The following is a 24,355-nucleotide window of genomic DNA, read 5'->3' on the forward strand; positions in this document are numbered from 1 at the left end:
CGCCGCTCCCCCGATCGCCTGGCCACCGCGCCATCCTCGTGAAACGAAAGCGCGCGGGTCAACTCGTGCGGTACGCCCTCCACCCAGGGTTTTACATGCTGGAGGCTGATGTGCCGCAAGGCGCGGGTGACTACCATGCCTGAATGGTTCGCAGGCTTTTGTCCCTGACGAAGCGTCTGCGGCTGGCGCACCCCATGCTCGTCGACGGCCTCATGGCGGTGGCCCTCACCTGCGGGAGCTGGCTGTGGGCGGTCAACGAGCCGCAGCGGGCGACCTATCCGGCGGACCTGCTGTCAGGGCTGCTCACCGTGGCCGCGAACCTGCCGCTGGCGTGGCGCCGACGGGCACCGTTCACCGTCCTGCTGGTGGCTACCGCGGCCGCGACCGTCTACCACCTGCTGGGTTACCACTACGGCAACAACAGCATGGGACCGCTGCTGGCCCTGTACTCCGTCACGGTGCACCGGCCCCTGCCCTACGCCGTCGTCGGCGCGGTCCTGGTCATCCTCGAATGGACACATGCCTCGGCACCGCACCCCGGCATCCGGATGTGGTCGGCAGCCGGCCAGGCGATCCTCGTGGCCGGCTGCGCATGCAGCATCGGCGCCTGCGTGCGGCTGCTCGGCGACCGCAACAGGCAACTCGCCGATCTGGCCGCCCAGCTCCACCTCGAACAGGGCGCCGCCGCCCGGCGCGCCGTCACCCATGAACGGTTACGCATCGCCAGAGAACTGCACGACGTCGTGGCCCACCACATGTCCGTGATCGCCGTGCAGGCCAACCTGGGCAGCTTCATCGTGCTCGAAGACCCACCCGCCGCGCGGACCGCGCTGGACACGGTGGCAGACACCAGCCGAGAGGCGATGGTCGAGCTGCGCCGCCTGCTGTCCATCCTGCGCATCGAAATCGACGACAACGAGGACGAGCGCTACAACCCCGCCCCGCAACTCGACCGTCTCGACCCGCTGCTCGCCCGCATGCGCGCCGCCGGCATATCTATCGAGGTCGATGTCACCGGCACGCCACGCCCGCTGCCCCGTGGACTGACGCTGTCGGCGTACCGCATCATTCAGGAGGCCCTCACCAACGTACTCAAACACGCACCTGGCGCCCCCACCCGCATCAGCGTCCACTACGGCGTCACCGAGCTGAAGGTGACCGTGACCAACGACGGAGACCCGTTGACCACCTCACTCGTCCGCGACGGCCATGGGCTGATCGGGATGAACGAACGAGTCAGGCTCTACGACGGGACGATCATGTCAGGCCCCGAGCCGGGCGGCGGGTTCTCCGTCCGGGCGGTCTTCCCCCTGCCCGAGGAGGGCGACCAGGACGGCAGCGAAAGTAAGATCATCCCATGCTGAAGGTGCTCGTGGTAGACGACCAGGAGCTGATCCGTGCCGGACTGGTCGCGCTGATCCGCGCTGCCCCCGGCTTCGATGTCGTCGGCGAGGCGGCTACTGGCGAAGAAGCCGTCACGATGGCCGCGACCACCGATCCCGACGTGATCCTCATGGACGTCCGCATGCCCGGCATCGGCGGCATCGCCGCTACCGAACAGATCCTCGCCTCGCCCCCGCCCGCCAAGCCCAAGGTGCTCATCCTCACCACGTTCGACATTGACGAGTATGTCTACGAGGCCTTACGCGTCGGCGCCTCCGGCTTCCTGCTCAAGGAGACCTCCCCACAACGCCTGCTGACCGGCATCCAAACCGTCGCCAACGGCGACACTCTGCTCGCCCCCACCGCCATCCGGCACCTGATCGAAGCGTTCACCCCCGTCCCCGAGCGAACACCCGAACCTGCCGCAGGAGTTGTGTCGCGCCCCACCGAGATCCTCACCACCCGCGAAGCCGAGGTCCTCATCCTGGTCGCCAGCGCTCTGTCCAATCAGGACATCGCCGAACGGCTTACGGTGAGCGAGTCCACCGTCAAGACCCACCTCAACCGCCTGATGACCAAACTCGGCCTGTCCAGCCGAGCGCAAGCCGTCGCCTACGCCTACGAACACGGCCTGGTCACCCCTGGCCGTCCCCGCCGGTAGCCCTGTGCCCGCGTGCCGCCACTGTCGAGGACGGGTCCGGCTACCAGCGGCCTTGGTGCGTACGGTCGGGCCGTCCTCACCTACAGCACCGCCGTGCTGGAGGAGGACGTCGAGGTCATCGGCGAGGTAGAGCGCCCGAGATCTTCTTCCGCTCCGGCCTGCCCATGCCGGTGGGACCACGGCGGCGCAGGTGTGGCTGTGGCCCACTAAGTACCGGTTCTGGTGTGGTCACCGCATCCGCGTCCGGGTCTCCGGCGGCGCCTTTCCAAGCTACAACCGCAACCCCGGCACAGGTGAACCCGGCGCCACCCTGCGCGCCGCCGACCAGCAGATCTTCCACGATCTTCGGCACCCGTCCGCCGTCATCCTCCCGATCGGCTGGCTGTCACCACTCACGAAGGAGCCGTCGGTATCTCGCCACAGCGTGCCGCGCCTTCCGCTCCATCTCGGCCTCGTCGATCTCGATGCCGGGGCCGGGTCGGGCGGTGCAGGTGGCGTACCCGACCGGGAGGTCAGCGACGCCATGATGGAGACGTTCTGGTCTCGCATGCAGGTCGAGCTCTTCGACCGTCAGCGCTGGAACACCCGGATCGAGCTCGCGACGCGATCTTCGAGTATCTGAGATCTGGCGCAATTGGCAACGACGGTACAGCAGTCTGGGCATGCTCACCCCTTCACAGTTCGGGAACACGGCCGCTGTGGCATGACAATCCAGAAACGCGAGCCCATCGAACCCCGGGACGGTTCACGGCGCCGTTTTGAGGTACCCGACCGTTGACGCCTGAGAACTTTGCTACATCCACTTGGGCAAACCTCGCCGGCACCGGCCGAAGCTGCCCCCTCGTCTGATCAAGGCTTCTGCTTCGAGTTGCGGAAAGTGGGTTTTACCAACCTCATACCGAGCCAAAACTGCGACCGAGCTATGCCGAAAGCGGCTGAGACCGATCATCTTGCACGGCACATCGCCCATCAGTCGAGTGATTCCCTTGACCGACTTCCGCATGCCCGAGGGCTACACGTGGCGGGCGGGCACGTTCCTCCTCTGAACGGGGAGGGGCAGCCATCGCCACAAATATCAGTGCCTTGGCGTTGATGCATACCACTTCTGACATTGCTGCAGACGACTTCGGAAATTGACAGAGGCCCGCACTTATCACCACTTGCACCAAGGAGCGAGGAGCGTGTACTGCGAAAGGCGACGGTGGGGCCCCAATGGACGGTCAGCGTTTTGGCGCTCGGCAGCGCTTCTACTGCGCGAGTTTATCGCTAATCGCCCGTGTACCGCAGAAGTTGACCAGTGGATCAACCCGCCATGCGATATCCCGCAAAGGCGATCCCGTCATATTGTGCGGGCGGACAGCGGTGCCCTGCCGCCTTCCTTGGCGCAGGGGGAGACGTGCATGCCCGGAGACGGGTCGCCGAGGAGGGAAGCACATGCGATTACGAGGTACGGCAGTGGCCGTGGCGCTGGCGACGGTGGCTGCGAGCGCGCTGGTGTCGGCTCCGTCAGTGAGGCCGGCCAAGGCCGCCGTGGCAGCGGCGCCTGGCTCGCCGTTGTCGATCATTCCGACGTCCTATTCTGTCCCCGCCGACGCGATCTTCGTCGCTCCCACGGGCAACGACGCCAACCCTGGCACCCAGGGGGCCCCGCTGCGCACTGCGGGCGCGGCGGTTGCCAAGGCGGTAGTGGGCAAGATGACCACGATCGTGTTCCGCGCCGGAGAGTACCGTGAACGGCTGGGCAACGTCGCCGCGCCGGTGACCCTGCAGCCGTACCCGGGGGAGAAGGTCTGGTTCAAGGGCAGCTCGGAGATCCGGCCGGCCCAGCTCGTGGCCGACGGCAACGCCTGGCGGCTCGACGGCTGGAACCCGGGCAGCGTGTGCCGGGCTACGGCTCCGGCCTATGACGAGTGCATGAACCCGCTGCACTTCAACGACGACAACCCGGTCGGCGGGGATCCGCAGATGGTCTTCCTCGACGGCGAGCCATTGCGCCAGGTGGCCACCAGGGAAGAAGTCAGGGCGGGCACCTTCTTCCACGACGGGCCTGCGGACAAGACCTACATCGGCAGCGACCCGGTCGGGCGCAGGATCGAGATCACGGCAAGGAAGAGCGGCATGCACTTCTTCGCAGGCGCCGACGGCTCGATCGTGCGCGGGCTCGGTTTCGCCCACTACGGCAGCAGCCAGAACCAGAGCAAGGAACCGGCCGCGCTCATCGCCCAGGCCAAGGGCATGGTGTTCGAGAAGAACACGATCATCCACAACGCGGCGTCCGGCCTGCTGGTCAACGCCGACGACGTACGCGTGAGCGGCAACGCGATCGCCGAGAACGGCTACCTGGGCATCGGCGCGCACCGGTCGGCCGGCTTGACGGTCGAGGGCAACCGGGTCCTGCGCAACAACACCGAGCAACTCGGCTACTCACGGGGGTACAACCTGGCGGGCGCCGGAATGAACGCCACCCGGGTCACCAACGCGACCGTGCGCGACAACGTCTTCGAGGCCAACCAGGGCGTCGGCCTGTGGTGTGACCTGTCGTGCCACAACCTGACGATCATCCGTAACCTGATCCGCGCCAACTCCCACCACGGCTTGCACTACAAGGTCTCGGGGCAGGCGCTGATCGCCTCCAACGTGCTGGCCGACAACGGCAGCACCGGCCTGAGCATCCTGGGCTCGAACAACGTGCGGGTCATCAACAACACTTCCATCGGCAACGCGCAGGCGATGGCGGTGCAGGAGGACGTTCGGCCGACGTGCCCGGGCGAGGACGACGTCTGCCCGACCGACGCCGAAAAGGCGCTGGGCATCACCTGGGACACCGCGGACATCACCCTGATGAACAACGTGATCGCGGGCGGCACGAGCACCGCGCCGCTGGTCAACACCACGGACAACAACACTGGTGCGTCGGGGCGCCGGGTCGGCGCCGACGGCATGATCCCGGCCGCTCAGATGCACCACAACGGGTACTCGCGCACCGCTGGCGACACTCCCGGCACCCTCGTGCAGTGGTCACGGGTGACCGGCTCGAGCATCCACCACACCTCGCTGGCGGAGTTCCAGGCCGCGACCGGCCGCGACGCGAACTCTCGCTATCAAGAGACCAGCTACGTGGGCAACGCGCCGGCCGGAGACTACCGGCTGGTGCCGGGGAGCCCGGCCGAGTCGGCAGGCGCGGCGCTTCCCGCCGACGTCGCCGCGGTCCTCGGCGTGCCGTCGGGTGGGCCGGTCAGGCTCGGCGCGCTGGCCTGGCCGAACGAGCCGGCCAAGACCGAGTTCGTACGCAATGGGACGCTGGACGAGCCGTCGACCACGCCGTGGTGGTCGGCGGGCAACCCGGCGCTCGCCGTGGAGAACGGTGAACTGCGAGCGAGCGTCGCGGAAGGCGCCGCCGAACCGGGCGACGCCGTCGTCACGCAGCTCATCGGCAGCCTGATCAGCGGGCGCACCTACACGGTGTCCTTCGACGCTCGTGCCTCGGCCGACGTGGCCGTCCAGGTGGCGGTGCAGGAAGGGGACGCGCCGTACAGCGCCGCGCTCGCCCAGAGCGTCGAGCTGGAGACGGGCCGTCAGCGCTACTCTTTCCCGTTCACCTCCACGATCGACACCCCTGCGGCCGAGGTGGCCTTCCAGCTCGGGGGCAAGGGCGCCATCACCGTCCACCTCGACAACGTCTCCTTGGTGGAGAACACCTGGGGCGTGTCGAAGGAGCCGAAGCAGACCGAGGCGGAGGCCCTCGCCGCCGCGACGGCGACCGGGCAACTGGTGGAGGTGCTGTCGGAACGCGGCGAGACGCGCGAGGTTTACGCCACCCCCGACGGCAGCTTCACCTCCAAGGAACACTTCCAGCCGGTCCGCGTGGTCAAGGACGGCGCCTGGACGCCCGTCGACACCAAGCTGCGCAAGCTGGCCGACGGGTCGATCGTGCCGAACGCGACGCCGACGGAGATACGGCTGTCGGGCGGCGGCACCGGCCCGCTGGTGACGATCAACCGGTCAGGCCGGCCGATGTCGCTGACCTGGCCCACGGCGCTGCCCAAGCCGTGGCTGGACGGCGACTCTGCCGTCTACCCCGGCGTCCTGGGCCCGGACGTCAACCTGCAGGTGCGGGTGGAGCCGGAGGGCTTCTCCCACGTGCTGGTGGTGAAGACCGCTGCGGCGGCCAGGGATCCCCGCCTGGCCAGCATCAAGCTTGGGCTGTCCGCGCCTGGCCTCAGCGTGCGGACGGCGGCGGACGGCACCCAGCAGGCGGTCGACGAGACCACCGGCGGCGTGGTCTACGAGGCCCCGGTGCCCATCATGTGGGACTCCACCGCGCCCGCCACCCAGCAGGCGCGGGCGGCGACGGCCGGCGACGAGGAGACCCCCGGCGAGGACCTGACGGACGGCGGCGTCGTGGAGGCCTCGGCCAGCCAGCCGGGCGACACCTCCAAGATCGCCGCGGTCGCCGCGAGCGTGACCGGCGGCGAGATGACGCTCAAGCCGGACCCGGCCCTGCTCACAGGCGCCGACACCACCTTCCCCCTCTACATCGACCCGATGTGGGACACCCCCCGCGCCTCGGCCCGCCTGATGGTCTCCAGCGCTGGATGGACGAAGTACAACTTCGACAAGAACGAGGGCATGGGCCGCTGTCCCCGCGACTACCCGCCTGCCGGGAGCTACTGCAACGGCTGGTACGAGAAGCGATTGTTCTATCGCGTCCCGACCGCCAGGTTCGCGCACAAGCAGATCATCTCGGCTGAGTTCCACGTGCAGGAGACCTTCGCGACCTCGTGCAGGAAGCGGATCGTGGACATTCACTTGAGCAGGAGCTTCGGGGTGGGCTCTACCTGGAACTCCACTTCGGACAACTGGCTGCGCCGGTTGGACAGCAAGAACGTGGCCAAGGGATGGAGTTCTGGCTGTCCCGCAGGTGACGTGCTGTTCAACGTGACCAGCGCGGTGCGGGAGGCGGCCAGGAAGGGCTGGTCGAACACCACTTTCGGCCTGCGTGCCCGCGACGGCGAAGACCAGCTCGCCTGGAAGCGGTTCGACCGCAACGCTTTCGTCCGGGTGCACTACAACAGCCCGCCGCCGCAGCCGAAGATGAGCCAGTTGTCCTCCAGTCCCGGCGGCGCCTGCCGTGGCCCGGCCGGCCCCGCCAGGTTCAACCGCCTGCCGACCCTCTTCGCCAAGAATCTCACCGACCCTGACAACAAGGGCGTGGAAGGGGAGAAGCTCAAGGCGCAGTTCCAGGTGAAGTGGACGGAGAACGGCGTCCAGAAGGCCAAGAACCTCGGCACCGTCAGGAAGATGTCGGCCAACGGCCCGCGCAAGTCCTCCTTCAGCGTCGTGATCCCCAGCGGCGTGGTCCCGCAGGGCGTCGTCGCTCACTGGGGGGTCCGCGCCTTCGACGGGCGGGCGTGGAGTCCGTGGAGCTGGGACGGCAACGCCACGGCCTGCTACTTCGTCTACGACGCCAGGGCCCTGACCGAGCCGAAGGTCACCTCGACCGGCGCCGACGGTTACCCCGCGCTCGACCCGGCCAACCCCAACCAGGTCCCGACCGATGGCGTAGGCCGCTACGGGACGTTCACGATCGCCCTCGACGCCCGGGTCAGCAAGTACGCGTGGGCGATGAACACCGATCCCGCCGAGGGGACGGCGAAGACCAAGACGGCCGCCACCGAGTCGATCAAGGCGATGCCCACGCATGCGGGGCTGAACACGCTGTACGTGACGGCGTGGGACGCGGCCAACAACTGGTCGACCGGGACCTACGAGTTCTGGGTCGCCGACGGCAAGGGCCCGAAGGCGCACTGGAAGCTCGATGAGGCGGCGGGAGCGACCCGGTTGGCCGACACCCAAGGCGCCTATCCGGCGGTGCCGCAGGGCGGCGCCGTCCTCGGCGTTCCCGGAGCGCTGGGCACGGCGATGCGCCTCAACGGCGCCGGCGCCCACGCGGCCACGAGCGGCCCGGTCGTGGACACGACCAAGAACCTGGCCGTCTCGGCGTGGGTGAAGATCCCGGCCACGTTGCCCACGACCCATTTCGTCGTGGCCAGTCAGGCTGGCACGCAGAACGCTGGCTTCTATCTCAAATACGACCCGGCCGACAGGAAGTGGAGGTTCTGGCGGACCCAGTCCGACTCGGTCGCCGACGGTTCCGGCACCGCGATCTCCCTGTCCCCGGCCAGGCCGGGGGCCTGGACCCACCTGGTGGGTGTGCAGGACGTGGTGACCAAGAAGCTGCGCCTCTACGTCAACGGTGTGGAGGGGGTTCCGGGCGAGATGGGTTCTGCGGCCTGGGGGGCGGGTGGCGCCTTCCAGATCGGCCGGGGCGTGTACAAGGGGCAATTCGGCGATTACACGCCGGGCCCGGTCGACGACGTCCGCGTCTTCGATCGGGTGGTGACCGCCGACGAGGTGCAGGACCTGTACACGATCAAGCCCGTGGTCGAGAGCACGTGGCACCTCAACACCGCCACCGGCACCCCGCCCAGCAGTTCCGACACGGGACAGGGCGTCGCCTACCCGCTGACGCTCCACGGCGCCGCCAAGATCACCACGGACTTCGCCAAGGTGCTCGTGAAGTCCCCGGCCGGAACCCCCAGCGGAGCGCTGGAACTGCCGGGCGGCAACAACGACTACGCCGCGGCGACCGGACCGGTGATCGACACCCGCGACAGCTTCACCGTCTCGGCATGGGTGTCCACTCCCGGAGAACCCAGCAGGCCGATGACCGTGCTGGGCCTGGCGGGATCGCACAACAGCGCGATCACGGTCAGGTACGACCCGGGCAAGCAGCGCTACGTGCTCGACGTGCCGGACAAGGACGGCGCCGGCGCGGCCACGGCCAGCGTGGAGCACTCCATGTTCCACCAGGGCAACTTCGGCGACTGGGACCACGTCGCCGTCACCTACGACGCGACCGAGGGCACGGTCACGTTGTGGGTGAACGGGGTGAAGGAGGCCGCAGGCGAAGCGGAGAACCTGTCCTTCCGCCACCGCACCCGGCCCTTCGGCCCCATCGCCTCGCTCCAGGTGGGCCGGAGCCTTTCCAACGGTGCCTACCCGGCAGGCAGGGCTTGGTCCGGCGTGATCGATGACGTCTGGGTGCTGCGTGGCGTGGCCTCACAGCAGCTCATCGACATGCTGGCGGTGCCGACGGAGATCGCCTCGATTCCCGGTTGACCCGGCGCGGGCCGGTGGCCTTGCCGCCACCGGCCCGCCCTCTGTCTGACTCCACGACTCGTTCGGAGGTTTCGCATGACTGTCCGCGGTGTCATGACGCGGGTGGGATCTGGGCCGGTCCGCCGGCTCCTTTCCTCAGGACTCACGATTGCCCTGGTGGTCGGGCTGCTCGCGGCCACGCCGGCGTCCGGCACGGCCCGGATCGCCACCCAGGAACCGCTCAGACCGGTCGACCACGAGGTCGTGGTGCCCGGCACATCCTTGAAGGTCACGCCGCGCAAGGGCTCCCCGCGTGCTCCTGACCCGGTCGTACGCTGGCCGGCTGCTGGGGAGGCCGAGGTCGCGCTCGGTGGTGATCCCCGTGCCCGGCACGCGAGCGACGCCCAGCGGGCAGGCGAGCTGCCGATCTGGGTCTCCGCCCCGGCGACGGCGGCCGCGGGCGCGCAGGGCCTGGCCGCCGAGCCCGGCAAGGTACGGGTGCGGATGCTGGATCGCGCGGCCGCCGCCCGCGCCGACATCAGCGGCGTGGTGTTCACCGTCGGCCAGGCGGCCGGCCCACCGCGCAAGGTGGGCCTGCGGCTGGATTACTCCGGGTTCGCCGAGGCATTCGGCGGCGCGTTCGGATCGCGGGTGCGGCTCGTAGGCCTGCCTGCGTGCGCGCTGACCACCCCTGACGTGCCGGGATGCCGGATGAGCACGCCGCTGCCTTCGGCCAACGACGTCCGGGCGAAGACGGTCGCCGCCGACGTCAACACCGCCGCCGAACCGGCCGTGTTCGCGGCGATCGCGGGCGTGGAGAGCTCTCGCGGCGACTACAAGGCGACCGAGTTGGCGGCCTCGGCCACCTGGCAGGTCGGCACCCAGACCGGCGACTTCACCTGGTCGTATCCGCTGCGGATGCCTCCAGTGCCCGGCGGGCTCACCCCCGAGCTGGTCGTGGCCTACTCCTCCTCGTCCATCGACGGGCGAACCTCCAGCTCGAACAACCAGGGCTCCCAGGTCGGCGATGGCTTCGACCTGTGGCCCGGCTACATCGAACGCAAGTACCGCTCATGCAAGGACGACGGCGTGCCCAAGGACGCCACCTACGACGTCCACCCGATGGACCTGTGCTGGGGCTACGACAACGCCGTGATGACGCTCGGCGGCAAAGGCGGCGAGCTGGTGCAGTCGGGCGAGAACGAGTGGCGGCTGCGCAAGGACGACGGCACCCGCATCAGGAAGGTGTCCGGGACCGACACCGACACCGCCAACGGCGACGACGACAACGAGTACTGGGTCCTCACCGCGCCGGACGGCAAACGCTACTACTTCGGCAAGAACCGGATGAAGGGCTGGTCCTCCGGCAAGGCCGAGACCAAGTCCACTTGGACCGTGCCCGTCTTCGGCGACGACTCCGGCGAGCCCTGTCACGACGACACCTTCGCCTCGTCGTGGTGCCAGCAGGCCTGGCGATGGAACCTCGACTACGTCGAGGACCCGCACGGCAACGCGATCGTCTACTACTACGAGCAGGAGGGCAACCACTACGGCCGCAACCTGAGGGCCGAGGACGACACTCCCTACGTCAGGGGCGGCTATCTCAAAGGCGTCGAATACGGGCTGAAGGCCGCCAACCCCTATCCGGCCAACGCCCCCGCCAGGGTGGACTTCAAGGTCGCCGAGCGGTGCCTGCGCTCGGCCGGGGACTGCGCCGAGTCGAAGATCGACGACCATCCGGCCTACTGGGAGGACGTTCCCTGGGACCTCAACTGCGCGGCCGGCACCAAGTGCCAGGACTACAAGGGGGCGTCCGCCCCCACCTTCTGGACGCGCAAGCGGGTCGTCGAGGCCGCGACGAAGGTCATCCAGAGCGACGGTTCCGGTCACCGTACCGTGGACTCCTGGGCCTTCGCTCACGACTGGGGCACCGCGGACGTGGACCGGCAGCTGCTGCTGAAGTCGATCGTGCATACCGGCCATGCCGGGCCCGCACCGGTGGTGATGCCGCCGGTCAGCTTCGCCTACACCCAGCTGGCCAACCGCGTCGACGCCCTCGGTGACGACATCGGCCCGTTCATCAAGAACCGTGTCGGCTCCGTCACCAACGAGACCGGCGGCGTCCTGGACGTCACCTACTCCGTGACCGACTGCCGCGTCGGCGACACACCCAGCCCGCCCGCCAACCACCGCCGCTGCTTCCCCGTCATGTGGGAGCGCACCAGCGGCGACGCCAACCCGACGCTCGACTGGTTCCACAAGTACGTGGTGACCCAGCTCGTGCAGACCGATCTGACGGGTGGCTCCCCCGACATGGTCACCGCCTACGACTACAGCATCGGCAAGCCCGCCTGGCGCTTCACCGACGACGACGGGCTGACCAAGGAGAAGTACCGTACCTGGTCGCAGTGGCAGGGCTACGACAAGGTCCGGGTCCGCACCGGCGCGACCAGTGCCGCCCCGACCCAGACTGACCACTGGTTCTTCCAGGGTATGGACGGCGACCGTCTGAACGCCGACGGCGGCACCAAGAAGGTCACCGTCAACGACGGCGAGGGCGGCTCCTACGCCGACCACGAGTCGCTCCAGGGCCTGACCCTCAAGAAGATCATCTACGATAAGGCCGGCGGCGAACCGGTCGGCAAGACCATGAACAGGCCCTGGCATCACCAGACCGCCTCACGCACCCGCACGATCGACAAGGGCACGATCACCGCCACCGCCAACCTCACCGGCGTCGCGGGCACCCGCACCCTGACGAAACTCGATGACGGCTGGCGGGCGACCAGGTCGAGCGTCAACGCCTTCAACCTCAGCACCGGCGCGCCCAGCCAGGTCGACGACGAAGGCGACCTGGCCGTCACCGGCGATGAGAAGTGCTCCACCACGACGTTCACCGCCGACGGCACCCGCGTGCTGGCCAAGCCCGCCCAGGTCACAACCGTGGCACGGCGCTGCGCCGACACCCCCGACCTGGCGAAGGACCTGATCTCGCAGGAGCGCACCTATTACGACAACGGCGCCTTCACAGCGGCGCCGAGCCTGGGTGACGCCACCCTCGTGGAGAAGGCGAAGCAAGCCACGGCCACCGCCGTGACGTCGCTGGCCGCGACCCGTACCACTTACGACGCCCACGGCCGCCCGACAACGGTCACCGACGCCGCCGGCAGGACCACGACCACGAGGTACACCGAGACCCGCGGGCTGACCACGAGGATCGAGGAGACCGGCCCACCCGCGAACGCCGGCGACGCCACGACCGCGCACACCACCGTGAAGGTGCTCGACCCGGCCTGGGGCAGCCCCGTCAGCGACACCGACGCCGGAGGCAGGACCACGACGATCCAGTACGACGCCGCCGGACACCTGACCAAGGTGTGGCTGGGCGGCCGCCCGTCCTCCGCCGTGCCGGACAAGGAGTACGACTACCTCATCCGGCCCAACGCGGTCGTGGCCGTCTCCGCCAAGGCACTCACCGCAGCAGGCGGCCAGGAACAGTCGTACACGCTGTACGACGGATGGCTGCGGCAGCGGCAGGTCCAGGCGGCGGGCCGCGACGGCACGACCAGGGGGCGGGTGATCTCCGACACCTTCTACAACGCCTCCGGCCAGGTGGACCGCACCTACGAGAGCTACTACGCCGACGGCGAGCCGCGGCCGGAAGTCTTCGGCGTGGCCGACCCCGGCAAGATCGAGACCCAGCACGTCCACGAGTACGACGGCCAGGGCCGCGCGACGGCCGACCGGCTGCTCGTGGGCAGCAGCGACGCGCAGGAGAAGTGGCGCACCCGCTACGAGTACGGCGGCAACTGGACCAAGGTGACGCCGCCGGCGGGCGGCACGCCCGTCACCACCTACACCGACGCCCACGGCCGCACGAGCGAGATACGCGAGCACCGGGCCGACGGCTACCTCGCCACCACCTTCCGTTACGACCACCGCGGACTGGAGTCCTCGGTCACCGGGCCCGGCAACCACATCTGGACCACGACCTACGACCTGCGCGGCCGCAAGATCCAGACGTCCGACCCGGACAAGGGCGTCACCAAGTTCACCTACAACGACGTGGACCAGCTCATCTCCACCGAGGACGCCAGGGGCAAGAAGCTGTCGGTCACCTACGACGGCATCGGCCGCAGGACCGGCCTGTATGACGCCACCACGGCCAGCCCTGGCGTCAAGGTCGCCGAGTGGGTCTACGACACCGTGCGCAAGGGCCAGCTCACCAGCGCCACGCGCATCGTGGGGACGGCCAGGTACACCACCCAGGTCGACATCTACGACAACCTGAACAGGCCCACGCGCAGGCGCCTCCTGCTCCCGAGCAGCGAAGGAGCGCTGGCCCCAGAAGGCGGATACGTCTTCGACACCACCTACAACCTGGACGGCAGTGTCAAGGCCGCCAGCAGCCCGGCCGCCGGCGACCTGCCGGCGGAGAACACGGCCTTCACCTACGACGACCTCGGCCGGCTGGCCGCGACGGGATCCAACTTGTCGACCTACCTCGTCGGCGTCGACTACACCAAGACCGGCAAGCAGATCGGCCAGCGGCTGTCGATCGGCGCCGCCGGCAAGCAGGTGGACCAGACCTTCACCTACGAGTACGGCACGCAGCGGCTGCGGAAGGCCACCACCGCACACGCCGGCACGGCCGGGACCGACCGTAGCGTGGAGTACCGCTACACCGACTCCGGTAACTTGCTCCAGGCCGTCGACACCTCCCGGGACGGAGTGGACAACCAGTGCTTCCGCTATGACGACCTGCAGCGGCTGGTCGACGCCTGGACCCAGGACGGCGCCACGTGCGCGGCCGACCCGGGGCAGGCCACGATCGGCGGGCCGGCGCCGTACCGGGTGAACTACACCTACGACGACACCGGCAACCGGACCGGGGAGACGCATTACGGCGCGGGGCCCTCGGGCGGCACGCAGACCGCCACGCGCGGCTACCGCTACGCCGGCAACCCTGGAGTCGACCCGAAGTACAAGGGACACCAGCTCGCCGACGTGAACGGCAACCCCGAGTCGTACGGCTACGACCTGGTCGGCAACACCACCGAGCGCAGAACTTCCTCCGGCAACCAGACGCTGCACTGGGACGCCGAAGGCGAGCTGACGAAGGTCGTCGACGACAAGAAGGGGGAGACCACCTTCCTCTACACCGCCGACGGCGAGCGGCTGCTGCGCCGCGACCCGGCGGGCACCACCCTCTACCTGCCCGACATGGAAGTGCGGCTGGCCAAGGGCCAGAGCGCCGCCAAGGCCGTCCGGTACCACCGCAACGCCATGCGCACCAGCGCCGGCGTCGCCTTCCTCGTCAACGACCACCACGGCACCGCCGAGCTGGCCATCAACGCGATCGACGGCTCGGTGAGCCGGCGCCGCTATACCCCGTTCGGCCAGCTACGGGCCAGCAAGGGCCAGTGGCCTGCCGGCAATGAGAAGGGTTTCGTCGGCGGCATCGTCGACTCCACCACCGACCTCACGACGCTCGGTGCGCGCGGCTATGACCCGAACACCGGCCGCTTCATCTCGGTGGACCCCGAGATCGAGATGGGCCGCTCACAGCAGATGAACGGCTACAACTACGCCGACAACAACCCCGCGACCATGTCCGACCCCGACGGCCGCTTCCCCTACGTCCGCTACTACCTGCTCGGCTACCGCCAGTTCTGGGTGCGGTACGGCAACTACGACTACCTCCTGCGGCAGAACCTCTACCTGGTTCACGTGTACCTGAACATCTTCACTCACCGCTTCTACCTGGCGGTCGGCAACTGGTACGTCGCCGCCCGCCAGTGGGCCTATCGCGCGGGGCCGGTCTCACCGGGGCAGAGGCCGCTGCTGCGGCAGCCCGGCATCCCCGAGCTGACCCCCCGGCCCTCGGCGCAGGTGGCCAAGCCTCCGGCGCCGAGCAAGCCGAAGAAGGGCACCATCGGCGCGTGCCTGGGATTCGGAGCCAAGCTGCGCGCTTCGTTCGGCGTGGAGGGATGCGTGGTCTTCGACAGTAAGGGCGTCGGCCTGGCCGGCACTTACAAGACCGGTGTGTCCACCTCGGTCGGCGTTGAGGTCACCGGCGGATTGTTCTACAAGAAAACGGACATCCCTGGCCTGAACACCAAGCCTGGCACGTGGGACACCTACATCGGGGCCGAGTACGAATCCAGTAAGGGCTGGGGTGGCGGTGGTTACATGGTCACTGACAGCGACGGCAACTTCAAGGGCGGCGGCGCCGACCTCACCTACGGCGTGGCGCACGGCCTGCACGAAGTAGCCGGAGGCCGGCGTCCCGTGGGCGTCACCCTTGAGCGGGGCAGGACGAAGGCTGAACGGCTGCGCAGTCCGGTGAGCTGGTATCAGGAGAAGATGAGCGCCTTCATGCGGTGGTCCTATCACCCCGGAGGCTGAGAAGCGGGAGGCCTGGCGCCCGGCCAGTCACCGTCCGGGCGCCAGACGCACCAACGACGCCAGCCGGTCGGCCTACATGCTGCAGCCCAGAATAACCGGGCACTGTGCTCGGACGTCGAGAACGCCTCCACCGGCCGACGGCGGCGCCATGACCGCATGGGCACCGCCAGCCCGGCCCCAAGGCGACTGCCACCCGGTCGGCCTGGGCGTGCTGCTCATCGCGTGGCTGGCAGGAGCCGAATCACTGCTGTGCTGCATGGCCATCGGCAGCATGCACACCGGCTTCCGCGCCGACCTGGACAGGGAACTTCCCCGCGAGCGTATCGCCGACATGGTCAGCGGCGCCCTGGGCGGGCTCCCGGTGCCGACGTGATCATACGCCGCACCCACCGACGTCCGCGCGCAGCCGCTGCTCGCCCAGGGTGCTGTTGTTCGCCCTCTGCCTGGGCGGTGGCCCACCGAGGCCAGGAAGCGCCGCCGCTCGGCCACCAGCTCCGACACGTCCAGGGTGGGGCGTCCATGTTGCGCAGCCGGGCGGATGCCGCTCCGGCGGTGATCGAATTGCCTAGCCTCGAGCCTTCATGATCATCGCGTCGTCGGCCGTGCGGTTCGGCTGAGGGTTGCATTGCGTGCTGTGGTCAGCGCGTCGGCGAAGAATACCTTCAACTGGCTCATCGGACAGCTCACCGACACGGCCCGCGGCATGCTGACCCATGACCGGCTGAAAGAGACGATCGTCGAACAGGGCCGTGAGCTGCAACGCCAGCTGCTGCAGGCCCCCTTGATCTGCGGGCGCTACGCGAGCGTCAGCAGGCGCACCACGCCCGCCAAACCCGCCAGCACGCAATGGGCTCCAGAGGTGCCCGGGTCCGACGCCGCGGCCGCGGCGGGAGACGGGCCATCACCGCCTGCTGGCCACCCTCGCCGGGACGTTGACTGTCACCCGGTGCGCCTGGCGCCCTCCTGCGTGCGCAACGTGTATCCGGCTGACACCGCCTTGTCGCTGCCGGGGGCGCGTCATTCGGCCGGGCTGGCCAAGCTCGCGGTCATCGAGACGGTGCGCGGCTCGTTCGACGCCGCGCACGCGGCGCTCGTCGCGCGCTGCGGCAACGCGATCGGCGAACGGCAGATCGAGCAGGCAAGCGTGGCGGCGACGGTCGATGGCGACGCCGTCTACGCCGAGCGAACCGTGCTGCCGTGCACCGCCTGCACGGTGCTGGCGATCAGTGTGGACGGCAAGGGCATCGCGATGCGCCCCAGAGCGCTGCGGCCGCCACCACCAAGGCCGTCGCCCGCGCCCGGGTCACCTTTCGAACCCGGCCGGCGACGGGAGAGAAACCGATCCGCAAACGGATGGCCACCTTGCGGTTTACGACGCCGAGCCCGCCCCCCCCCACCGGCGCCACGATGTGATCGCCGTCCCCGGCGGAGGCGGGCCGGGCAGCGCCTGCCCCGGCCCAGCCACGCGCGATGCGCAAGTGACTGTGCGGCTCGATCATCACCGGTCCCGCCGAAGTGATCGCCAAGGTCTTCGACCACGCCGAAGCCCGTGATCCCGGCCCTGTCCGTCCCTGGGGCGTGCTCGTCGACGGAACCCGTCACACGATCGAGCTGATCATCTGCGACAGCCGCCCGCTGCGGCATCGGCATCGGCATCGTGGTCGAACGCGGCCATACGGAGCCATGGGCAGACATCGAGCTCACGAGGCGAGCCGGACCGAGCGGCTATGGCCTACCTTGGGTCAGCGGGAAACCAGCAGCCAGGGACCGGGGCCAGCACAGTGAGTCGTCCCCGCGCACAAGGGTGAGCCAGGCGCGCGGAAGACGACGTCGATCCACTGCCCGGCGGATCACGAGCCCTCGGGGTGGTGTGCGTGGTCTGGGTAGGGGATAGTGAGCGTCACGGCGAATCCGCCGCTAGGAAGGGGGCCCGCAGCGAGGGTTCCGCCAGAGAGCTTGGCGCGCTCCCGCATGCCGATCAGGCCCTGTCCGCCCTGGGTCGCGGGTTCGGCCGGCTGCTTGTCGGGTGCAGCGTTGACGACCCGTACCGTCAGTGCGTCGGCCATGCCGCGCACCGTGACCTTCGTCGCGCAGAAGCCGGCATGCTTGATGACGTTGGTCAGCGCTTCCTGGACGACGCGGTACGCCGCCAGCCGCAGACCGAAGGGCAGCGCATCGAGGTTGCCCTGGATGTCCAGGTCCACGTGGAGGCCCGTTATGCGAACCCGATCGATCAGCGTCCTCAGCTCCGTGACGCCCGGGACCGGCTCGGTCTGCCGATCGGGTTCCTCGCCGGCCGGGCCGACGGCGTCCGAACCTCGCAGGAGGTGTAGCACACGGCGTAGTTCCTCAAGGGTCTCTCTGCTGGTGGCGGCGATGGTGTCCACGGCCGCCCGCGCGGCAGGTGGATCGGAGTTGAGCACGTAGCCGGCCACGCCCGCCTGCATCGAGATCACTGTCACGTGGTGGGCGACGATGTCGTGTAGTTCCCGGGAGATGCGCAGCCTCTCTCGGGTGATGGCATGCTCGGTGCGTTGGCGCTCCTCCCGGAGGAGCCGCGCGGACGCATCAGCGAGTTGCCGGTTCGCCTCGGCCAGCTGACGGTTGCGCTGGGACAGCTGCTTGGTCAGCCCGCCCAGAATCCACGCAGCGGCCGGCACCGCGATGGCCTGCGCTGCGGCGGCGGTCAAACCGATCTCGGGCACCACTAGCGCGGCGACCAGCAGCGCCGCTCCAGTGATCATGGCGCCGACGGCGGTGGCCCGGGCTTCCCTCGCCGCGGCGAGGCTGTAGAAGGCCAGTACCGGTGACCAGAAGATCACTCCTGGCACGTGCCCGGCCAGCAGGTAGAGGAGGAAGGCGGCCGTGGTCACCAGCAGTACGGTCATCGGCGCGGTCCGCCGCCAGGCCAGAGGCAACCAGATCAGCGCTGTCATGACCAGCGCCATCGCGTCGAACGCCGGCCATCTCGGATGCTCCCATAGTTGGTGGGTCAGCGCCACGGCCGCGAACAACAGGCATGCCAGCACCGCGTCCGCCACCCACGGGCCCGTCCCGCGCAGCCGTCGCGCCAACTGCCCGATGTCCCGCAGCGGCCCGTGGTCAGCCAGGCTACTGGTCGTGTTCCAGCGTCCCGCCAGCTTGCGGAAGCCAGAGAGGGCCGCTCGGTCTGCCCGGTTGCGCGTTCGTCCGGATTCCGGTTCCGTCACCATGACCTGGCTGACCTCCATGATCACAGGATCACCGATCCGGACCAGAAACGCGCCGCCCAGGCCGTTGGCTCCTGGGCCGTCCGGCGCGGGGTGACCAGCCCGTGCTCGTACGCGTAGGCGACGGCCTGGGCACGGCTGCGCAACCCGAGCTTGGCCATGACGCGGTTGAGATGCGTTTCACGGTGGACTCGGTGACCGTGAGCCGTTCGGCGATGTCCGGGTTGGACAGCGCCTGGGCGACCAGGACCAGCACTTCCGTCTCCCGGGCGGTGAGCGGGTCAGGCAGGGATGACGACGAAGAGGCGGCGGGACCGGACGTGGGATCGGAAGCCCGGGCGGGGGCGAACGCCTCGATCAGGTGACGGGTGGCGGCGGGGGCTAGCAGGGTATCGTCGTCGACGACGGTTCGGATCCCGGCCAGCAGACGCTGCGGAGAGATCTCCTTGAGGAGGAAGCCGGCGGCACCGGCACGTAAGGCGTTATAGACATACTTGTCGATGTCGAACGTCGTGAGGATGAGCACCCTGGGCGAAGCAGCGGGGGTCGTGGCGAGGATCCGTTCGGTGGCGGAGATACCGCCCATGCCGGGCATCCGGATGTCCATGAGGATCACGTCGGGATTGGTAGTAGCGGTCAGCTCAACGGCTTCCTCGCCGGTGGCGGCCTCGCCTACCGCCTCGAAACCGGGCGTGGCACGGATGAGCGCAACGAGGCCCGCGCGGATCAGCTCCTGATCGTCTGTAACGAGCACCCTCACCATGCGCCGATCTTACTTTTCCTCGGCGGCCCCGTCGCGGTCGCCGAGTAGCGGGAAGTTGGCGCGGGGTGGGGGCACCGGGTGCGTGCTTGAGCACGGTGGTAAGGGCTTCCTGCAGCACGCGGTACGCCGCCAGGGCCAGCCGCCCCTGTATCAGGGGACTGCGCGGCCCGTTGTGGTGGCCTGCACCGGCAGTCCGGCGGCACACATCCGAGTCAGGAGAGGACCGAGGTGGTACAGCTGCGGACCAGGGTTGTGGCATTCGTCGTCCTCTCGGCCTCCCCGTCCTCGGTCTCACCGTCGACATGCCCGACCGACCGCAGGCGCCGCAGTTCCGACATCGCCTCGCGGACCGTCTGGCCGACCGTGTTCACCGCCGCCCGCGCGGCCGCGGTCGTGGTGCACGACGAAGCCGCCCAAGCCGGCCTGTATGGAGATAACCGACATGTCGCTCACCCCGAAGCTTCCCGCCTCCGCGGCCACGACATGGCCTGGGCGGCTGCCGACCACAGCTCGATACCCGGGCAGCGCCCGATGCGTGCATCCACTCGGCTACCAGCGGCGGTCGCTGCACCGTGACCGAGTACAGCGCCAGCAGCGGGCCTGCCGGGGACCTCGTGAAACGAAAGGGCATCCTCAGGTGAGCACCGACAAGCGAACCGACACATCCGACGGCGGCAGCCCACCGGGAAGGCCACCGCAGCCAGACGGTGCACGGCGAATGGCCGAACGTGCCGTCCTCGCCGACGCCGCGCTCGCAACGCAAGGCAAGGCCCCCGTCACCGTGGTGCACGGCGAGCCCGACTGCGATGAGGACAGGCGGCTCATCTGCGAGGTCCTGCCAACGCTGGCCGAGCAGGGCGGTCCCCCAGCCTTCGCCAAGGCGGCGGCGACTCCATCGCCTACGTCTTCGCCCCGCCCGGCGCCGCCGCGGCGGCGGCCGCGTTCGAGGCCGAGGTCCGGGCCCTCGCCCCACCGTGGTGGCGGATCGTGCCGTCGCTGTACGCGCGATGACCTCGTGGCCAGCGGCCAGTCCAGCAGCAGCCGACGAGGGTCACAATGAAGCAGATCCGACACCCCCTTGGGAGAAGGTCCATGAGCGACTCAGCAGCGTCACCTGCGAGAGCTTCCGCCGGCGCCGAAGGACGGCCAGCGGGTCCGCCGGCGGAAAGACCGTGCGGGACCTGCCCCTACCGTAAGGACGTGCTTTCGGGATTGTGGGCCCGAGAGGAGTACGACAAGCTGCGCGGCTACGACCGGCCGACCTTCGCTCAGCCGGTGACGCTGTGGCTGTGCCATCAGCACGACCGCGACTCGCCCCGGCGGCGGGTGTGCGCGGGCTGGGCCGGCTGCCACGACGGCACGACACTGCTGGCGGTCCGGGTCGCGCTGGCGACCGGGCTGCTCTGCCCCGCGAACGCGCGCGCCGTCGAGAGCTACACCTCGCCCGTGCCGCTCTTCGCCTCCGGCAGTCAGGCGGCTGATCACGGCCTGGCCGACCTCGATACGCCGAGCCTCGAAGCCGTCCAGGCGATCGCCGCATTCGATCGCCGGCGACCGGCACCGACCGTGCGGGGCGAGGCGACGACCACACCGACTCCCGAGATGGTTCAGCCGATCGCCAACCTCAACCGCCAGCCGGCCGCACTCGCGCAGAGCGAGCCCGCGGGTGACACACCGCGCGCGGACAAGCCCGGAATCCCACCCAGCAAGCCGGACCCGGCCGGATCATGACTGCCGACAGGACGAAGCCGCGCACGACGCCACCCCCGCACGACACCTCGCCACGGCGTCACCCCGCCGATTTCGACGTCGCCGACTGGCAGCGGCATGCCGGCGGCCTGCTCGACACCTGGCTTCGAGAGGAGTTCACCTGGGCGGACCAGCCGCTCGCGCTGTTCCTCTCCGAGGTCAGCGCCGTGTTCGACGACGGCCACCGGCTCGCCCTCTGGCGGGCCGCCGAGCCTGCCGCCGCCTTCCGGGGCCCGGCGTCACGTCCAGCACCGATGCTCGATGACGCCGAGTACGACATGTTCCATCCCGTCTGGGTGGAGCTGATGCAAGCGCCGTGGCTGCTGGACGGACGCCTGCTGCATCCGCACACCCGCTTCGAGATCGACCAGCACGCCTTCGCCCACAACGGCGCCAATTTGCTCATCGCCGTCCCGGACCGGCGCACGCCGGACATGGCACCGCGGCTCGACCCGGACACCTCGCCGTACAGCACGGATCAAGACGTCATCGCCGTCCCGCTGTGGCCCTTTCGGGCGCTGTCGGCGATGCGCGCAGGCGCCGACGCGGTCACCGCCCTGCTCCTCCTGGCCGGTACCGCGGTGGCCGACTTCGGCGTGCACGAGGCGCTGGAGACCTACCAAGAAGTCCCGGGCCGCCCGGTCTGGGACCCCCACGACAGCCCTCACGAGCTGACCATTGAAGTGCGCTGGCGAATCACTGACATCGTCACCCAAGGCTGGCCGGTGTTGAAGCGGACGTGAGATTCGGCCGTCCTCGTCGCCGCAGTGTAGCCGTCGCCCCCCGTACGTCCAGGTCGTACGTCCTCGCTACGCTGCGGGCGCTCCACCTGGACCCGCGGCTGGTCCGACGGCAGGGGCGGCAACCGACGAGGAACAGCCACGCGTGAGCCGAACACGCGTGGAGAGAATCAGGGCACGAGATGCGCAGGGCACCGGCACGACCCATCAGCACGACACGATCAGAGAGGCAGTGAGCTGGATTCAGATCGGCGCGCTCCTCCAGTCGTCGACGGCCTCCTGGGTCGGACATCGACCCCGACATCCAGCGAGAGCGGGCAGCCACCGCCCCGCCAGCAGGCCCGCGCCGAGCACGGACGGGTGTTGGCGCCCAGCCCCAACCCACGCTAAGGAAGGACACGCCGTCATGAGCCGACGCTCCGCCGAACGCCGCCGTCGCCGACAGGCGCTACAGGAGCTGTATGCGAGCCTGCCCGATGTGGCCTGCCAGGGACTGTGCCAGCAATCGTGCTCGTCCCAGATCGACGTGTCCGACCTTGAGCGTGATCTCCTTCAGGCATCGTCCGGGGTGCGACTTCCCGAGTGGGACCAGTGGCCGACCGGCGCCTCCTGCCCCCTGCTGACCTCTTCGGGCGCGTGTGGCGACCACGCCAACCGGCCGGCCATCTGCCGCTTGTACGGAGCCGGGGCCAGGCTGCTCGAGGTCATGCTGCGCTCTTTCGAGATCGGTGGGCACCGCGAATACGCCGGCCGCATCGAAACCATGCGGGCGATGATCGCCGATCCCCGGCTGCACCCCGCCATACTGCGCCTGTTGACCGGCCACACCTCACCCCGCCAGGAGTTCAATCGCGCGCGGCACCGTCGTTTCAGCCGTTGAGGCATCGCCGGTGCGGCCGCGCTGGCGGATGGCTGCCGCACTGCGGTCATGTAGGGCTGCGGGTGGGCGACCACGACGTGGGCGATGCCGCCGGGCGCATCAGCGCCGCCGAGACCGAGCAGCGCAACGCGATCACGACGGATGGTCAGTTCGGCAGAAATGCCGCCCGCGTTGCATCCACTCGCTCCATCGGATGGGCGCACGCGTCCTGTCTGATGGAGCCGGTCACCGCGACGAAGGCATAGAAGCGCTCGCCCTCACAGCAGAGGAGATCCTCCCGCACTACCGGCACGGGGCTGCAACCGGCAGCGATGTGCCGCGGCCCCTTGGAGACTACGGTGAGCGCTTCAGGGACTGCGCCTCCTGCGGAAGTCTTCAATACTGGCGTGACCCAAGGATCATGGCGGTAGGGTCGGCCCTTCTCATCGGGACCCTACCGACGCACCGGACCGTCTCAACACTTGTGAAGCGAAACGATGATGGCTGACGCTCTGATGGAGATGATCGCCGCATCGATGATCGATGCGCAAACCACGGCGGGCGTGCCGAACCCCCTCCACGCCCATCAGTACGCTCGTCGGGTAGCCGCGGACCTGCGCGGCGCAGGAGCCGTCACCGACGGCCCGGCGACAACCGTCGGCCGACCTCGTATGGCCGAACATGACGTGCCCGGCTGGATCATCGACGCCGTCGCCAGCACCTAGCAGCCCACGCAGGCCGCTTCGACGCGCTACACCTACGCCTACGACTTCGTCCGTCAGCACCATCAGGCCTTCGGCTTCGCCGCGCCGCACGCCATCACCTCACCAGGCTGAGTCTCGCCCGGCTCGGCCTCGCAGCCCTTCCCGACAGCCTTGGCGACCTGAACAGCCTCACCCATCTGGACCTCTCCGGAAACCGGCTCACCCACCTACCCGAATGGCTGGGCGAGCTCGCCAACCTCACACAGTTGTTCCTCGGCGACCTCACCAACCTCACCGGGTTGGACCTCCTCGAGAACCAGCTCACGCATCTGCCCAGCCTGAGTGGCCTCACCAACCTCACCCACCTGGACCTCTCCGGAAACCAGCTCACCCACCTGCCCGAATGGCTGGGAGCTCACCAAACTCGCCTACTTGGGCCTCCGCGGAAACCAGCTCACCCATCTGCCCGAATGGCTGGGCGAGCTCACCAACCTCACCGGGCTGGACCTCGGCGAGAACCAGCTCACCCTCCTGGGGGCCCCGTAGTACTCGCGGAAAAGCGGGCGGATATGGCCCGGACCTGCTGCCGTTGGGAGTGTCAACTTAACGGCTGATCTTGGTTGTTGAAGTGTTCAGAGGTTGGCAGGGGTGAGGCGGCCTTCGAAGGCGATCTGGAAGGCGTTCAACGGTGCCTTCCAGCGCATGGTCCATCTCTTGC

At 68.9% G+C, this 24,355-nt stretch carries 13 protein-coding genes and 2 pseudogenes; 13 read left to right on the top strand and 2 right to left on the bottom strand.

Features of this window, described 5'->3' with window-relative positions:
- Positions 1–143 precede the first annotated feature (143 nt).
- From ACBR40_RS04790 to ACBR40_RS04820, 7 genes and pseudogenes are all read left to right on the top strand, one after another.
- Positions 144–1,364, top strand: coding sequence for a sensor histidine kinase (locus ACBR40_RS04790; protein ID WP_371247552.1), 1,221 nt, complete (start codon positions 144–146; stop codon positions 1,362–1,364).
- Positions 1,358–2,044 (top strand): response regulator, encoded by a 687-nt coding sequence (locus tag ACBR40_RS04795; protein ID WP_371247553.1) that lies wholly within the window; start codon positions 1,358–1,360, stop codon positions 2,042–2,044. The genes ACBR40_RS04790 and ACBR40_RS04795 overlap by 7 nt, the downstream gene beginning before the upstream one ends.
- A 169-nt stretch (positions 2,045–2,213) precedes the next feature.
- Positions 2,214–2,666: pseudogene (locus ACBR40_RS04800) on the top strand (CocE/NonD family hydrolase C-terminal non-catalytic domain-containing protein); the annotation flags it as partial.
- An 812-nt stretch (positions 2,667–3,478) separates the two neighbouring features.
- Complete coding sequence (locus ACBR40_RS04805; RefSeq protein ID WP_371247554.1) at positions 3,479–9,226, top strand: LamG-like jellyroll fold domain-containing protein; 5,748 nt, start codon at positions 3,479–3,481, stop codon at positions 9,224–9,226.
- Between the two features lie 156 nt (positions 9,227–9,382).
- Positions 9,383–15,613 carry an RHS repeat domain-containing protein gene (locus ACBR40_RS04810; protein ID WP_371247555.1) on the top strand — a complete coding sequence of 2,077 codons (6,231 nt, stop codon included), beginning with the start codon at positions 9,383–9,385 and terminating at the stop codon, positions 15,611–15,613.
- Between the two features lie 148 nt (positions 15,614–15,761).
- Entirely contained in the window at positions 15,762–15,986 is a 225-nt protein-coding gene (locus ACBR40_RS04815) for a hypothetical protein (protein ID WP_371247556.1), read from the top strand.
- A 261-nt stretch (positions 15,987–16,247) separates the two neighbouring features.
- Positions 16,248–17,132, top strand: coding sequence for a hypothetical protein (locus ACBR40_RS04820; protein WP_371247557.1), 885 nt, complete (start codon positions 16,248–16,250; stop codon positions 17,130–17,132).
- Positions 17,133–17,463: 331 nt separating this feature from the next.
- Here ACBR40_RS04820 and ACBR40_RS04825 read toward each other — a convergent pair whose 3' ends face one another.
- Both ACBR40_RS04825 and ACBR40_RS04830 read right to left on the bottom strand, forming a co-directional pair.
- Positions 17,464–18,843: a sensor histidine kinase gene (locus tag ACBR40_RS04825; protein ID WP_371247558.1), complete on the bottom strand. Its 1,380-nt coding sequence runs from the start codon at positions 18,841–18,843 to the stop codon at positions 17,464–17,466.
- Between the two features lie 10 nt (positions 18,844–18,853).
- Positions 18,854–19,585 carry a response regulator gene (locus ACBR40_RS04830; RefSeq protein ID WP_371247559.1) on the bottom strand — a complete coding sequence of 244 codons (732 nt, stop codon included), beginning with the start codon at positions 19,583–19,585 and terminating at the stop codon, positions 18,854–18,856.
- Positions 19,586–20,677: 1,092 nt separating this feature from the next.
- Here ACBR40_RS04830 and ACBR40_RS04835 point away from each other — a divergent pair.
- The 6 genes and pseudogenes from ACBR40_RS04835 to ACBR40_RS04860 form a co-directional block, all read left to right on the top strand.
- Positions 20,678–21,316: a DUF6283 family protein gene (locus ACBR40_RS04835; RefSeq protein WP_371247560.1), complete on the top strand. Its 639-nt coding sequence runs from the start codon at positions 20,678–20,680 to the stop codon at positions 21,314–21,316.
- Positions 21,313–22,077 carry a hypothetical protein gene (locus ACBR40_RS04840; RefSeq protein WP_371247561.1) on the top strand — a complete coding sequence of 255 codons (765 nt, stop codon included), beginning with the start codon at positions 21,313–21,315 and terminating at the stop codon, positions 22,075–22,077. Before ACBR40_RS04835 ends, ACBR40_RS04840 begins: the two co-directional genes overlap by 4 nt.
- Positions 22,078–22,480: 403 nt before the next feature.
- Entirely contained in the window at positions 22,481–22,954 is a 474-nt protein-coding gene (locus ACBR40_RS04845) for a YkgJ family cysteine cluster protein (protein ID WP_371247562.1), read from the top strand.
- Positions 22,955–23,016: 62 nt separating this feature from the next.
- A complete protein-coding gene (locus ACBR40_RS04850) occupies positions 23,017–23,199 on the top strand; it encodes a hypothetical protein (RefSeq protein WP_371247563.1) in 183 nt (60 codons plus the stop codon).
- 231 nt (positions 23,200–23,430) lie between these two features.
- Positions 23,431–23,658, top strand: coding sequence for a hypothetical protein (locus tag ACBR40_RS04855; RefSeq protein ID WP_371247564.1), 228 nt, complete (start codon positions 23,431–23,433; stop codon positions 23,656–23,658).
- Between the two features lie 107 nt (positions 23,659–23,765).
- Positions 23,766–24,047: pseudogene (locus tag ACBR40_RS04860) on the top strand (leucine-rich repeat domain-containing protein); the annotation flags it as partial.
- Between the last annotated feature and the right edge of the window lie 308 nt (positions 24,048–24,355).

Origin of the sequence: Nonomuraea sp. AD125B (genome assembly GCF_041402765.1) — a bacterium.
GTDB lineage: Bacteria > Actinomycetota > Actinomycetes > Streptosporangiales > Streptosporangiaceae > Nonomuraea > Nonomuraea bangladeshensis.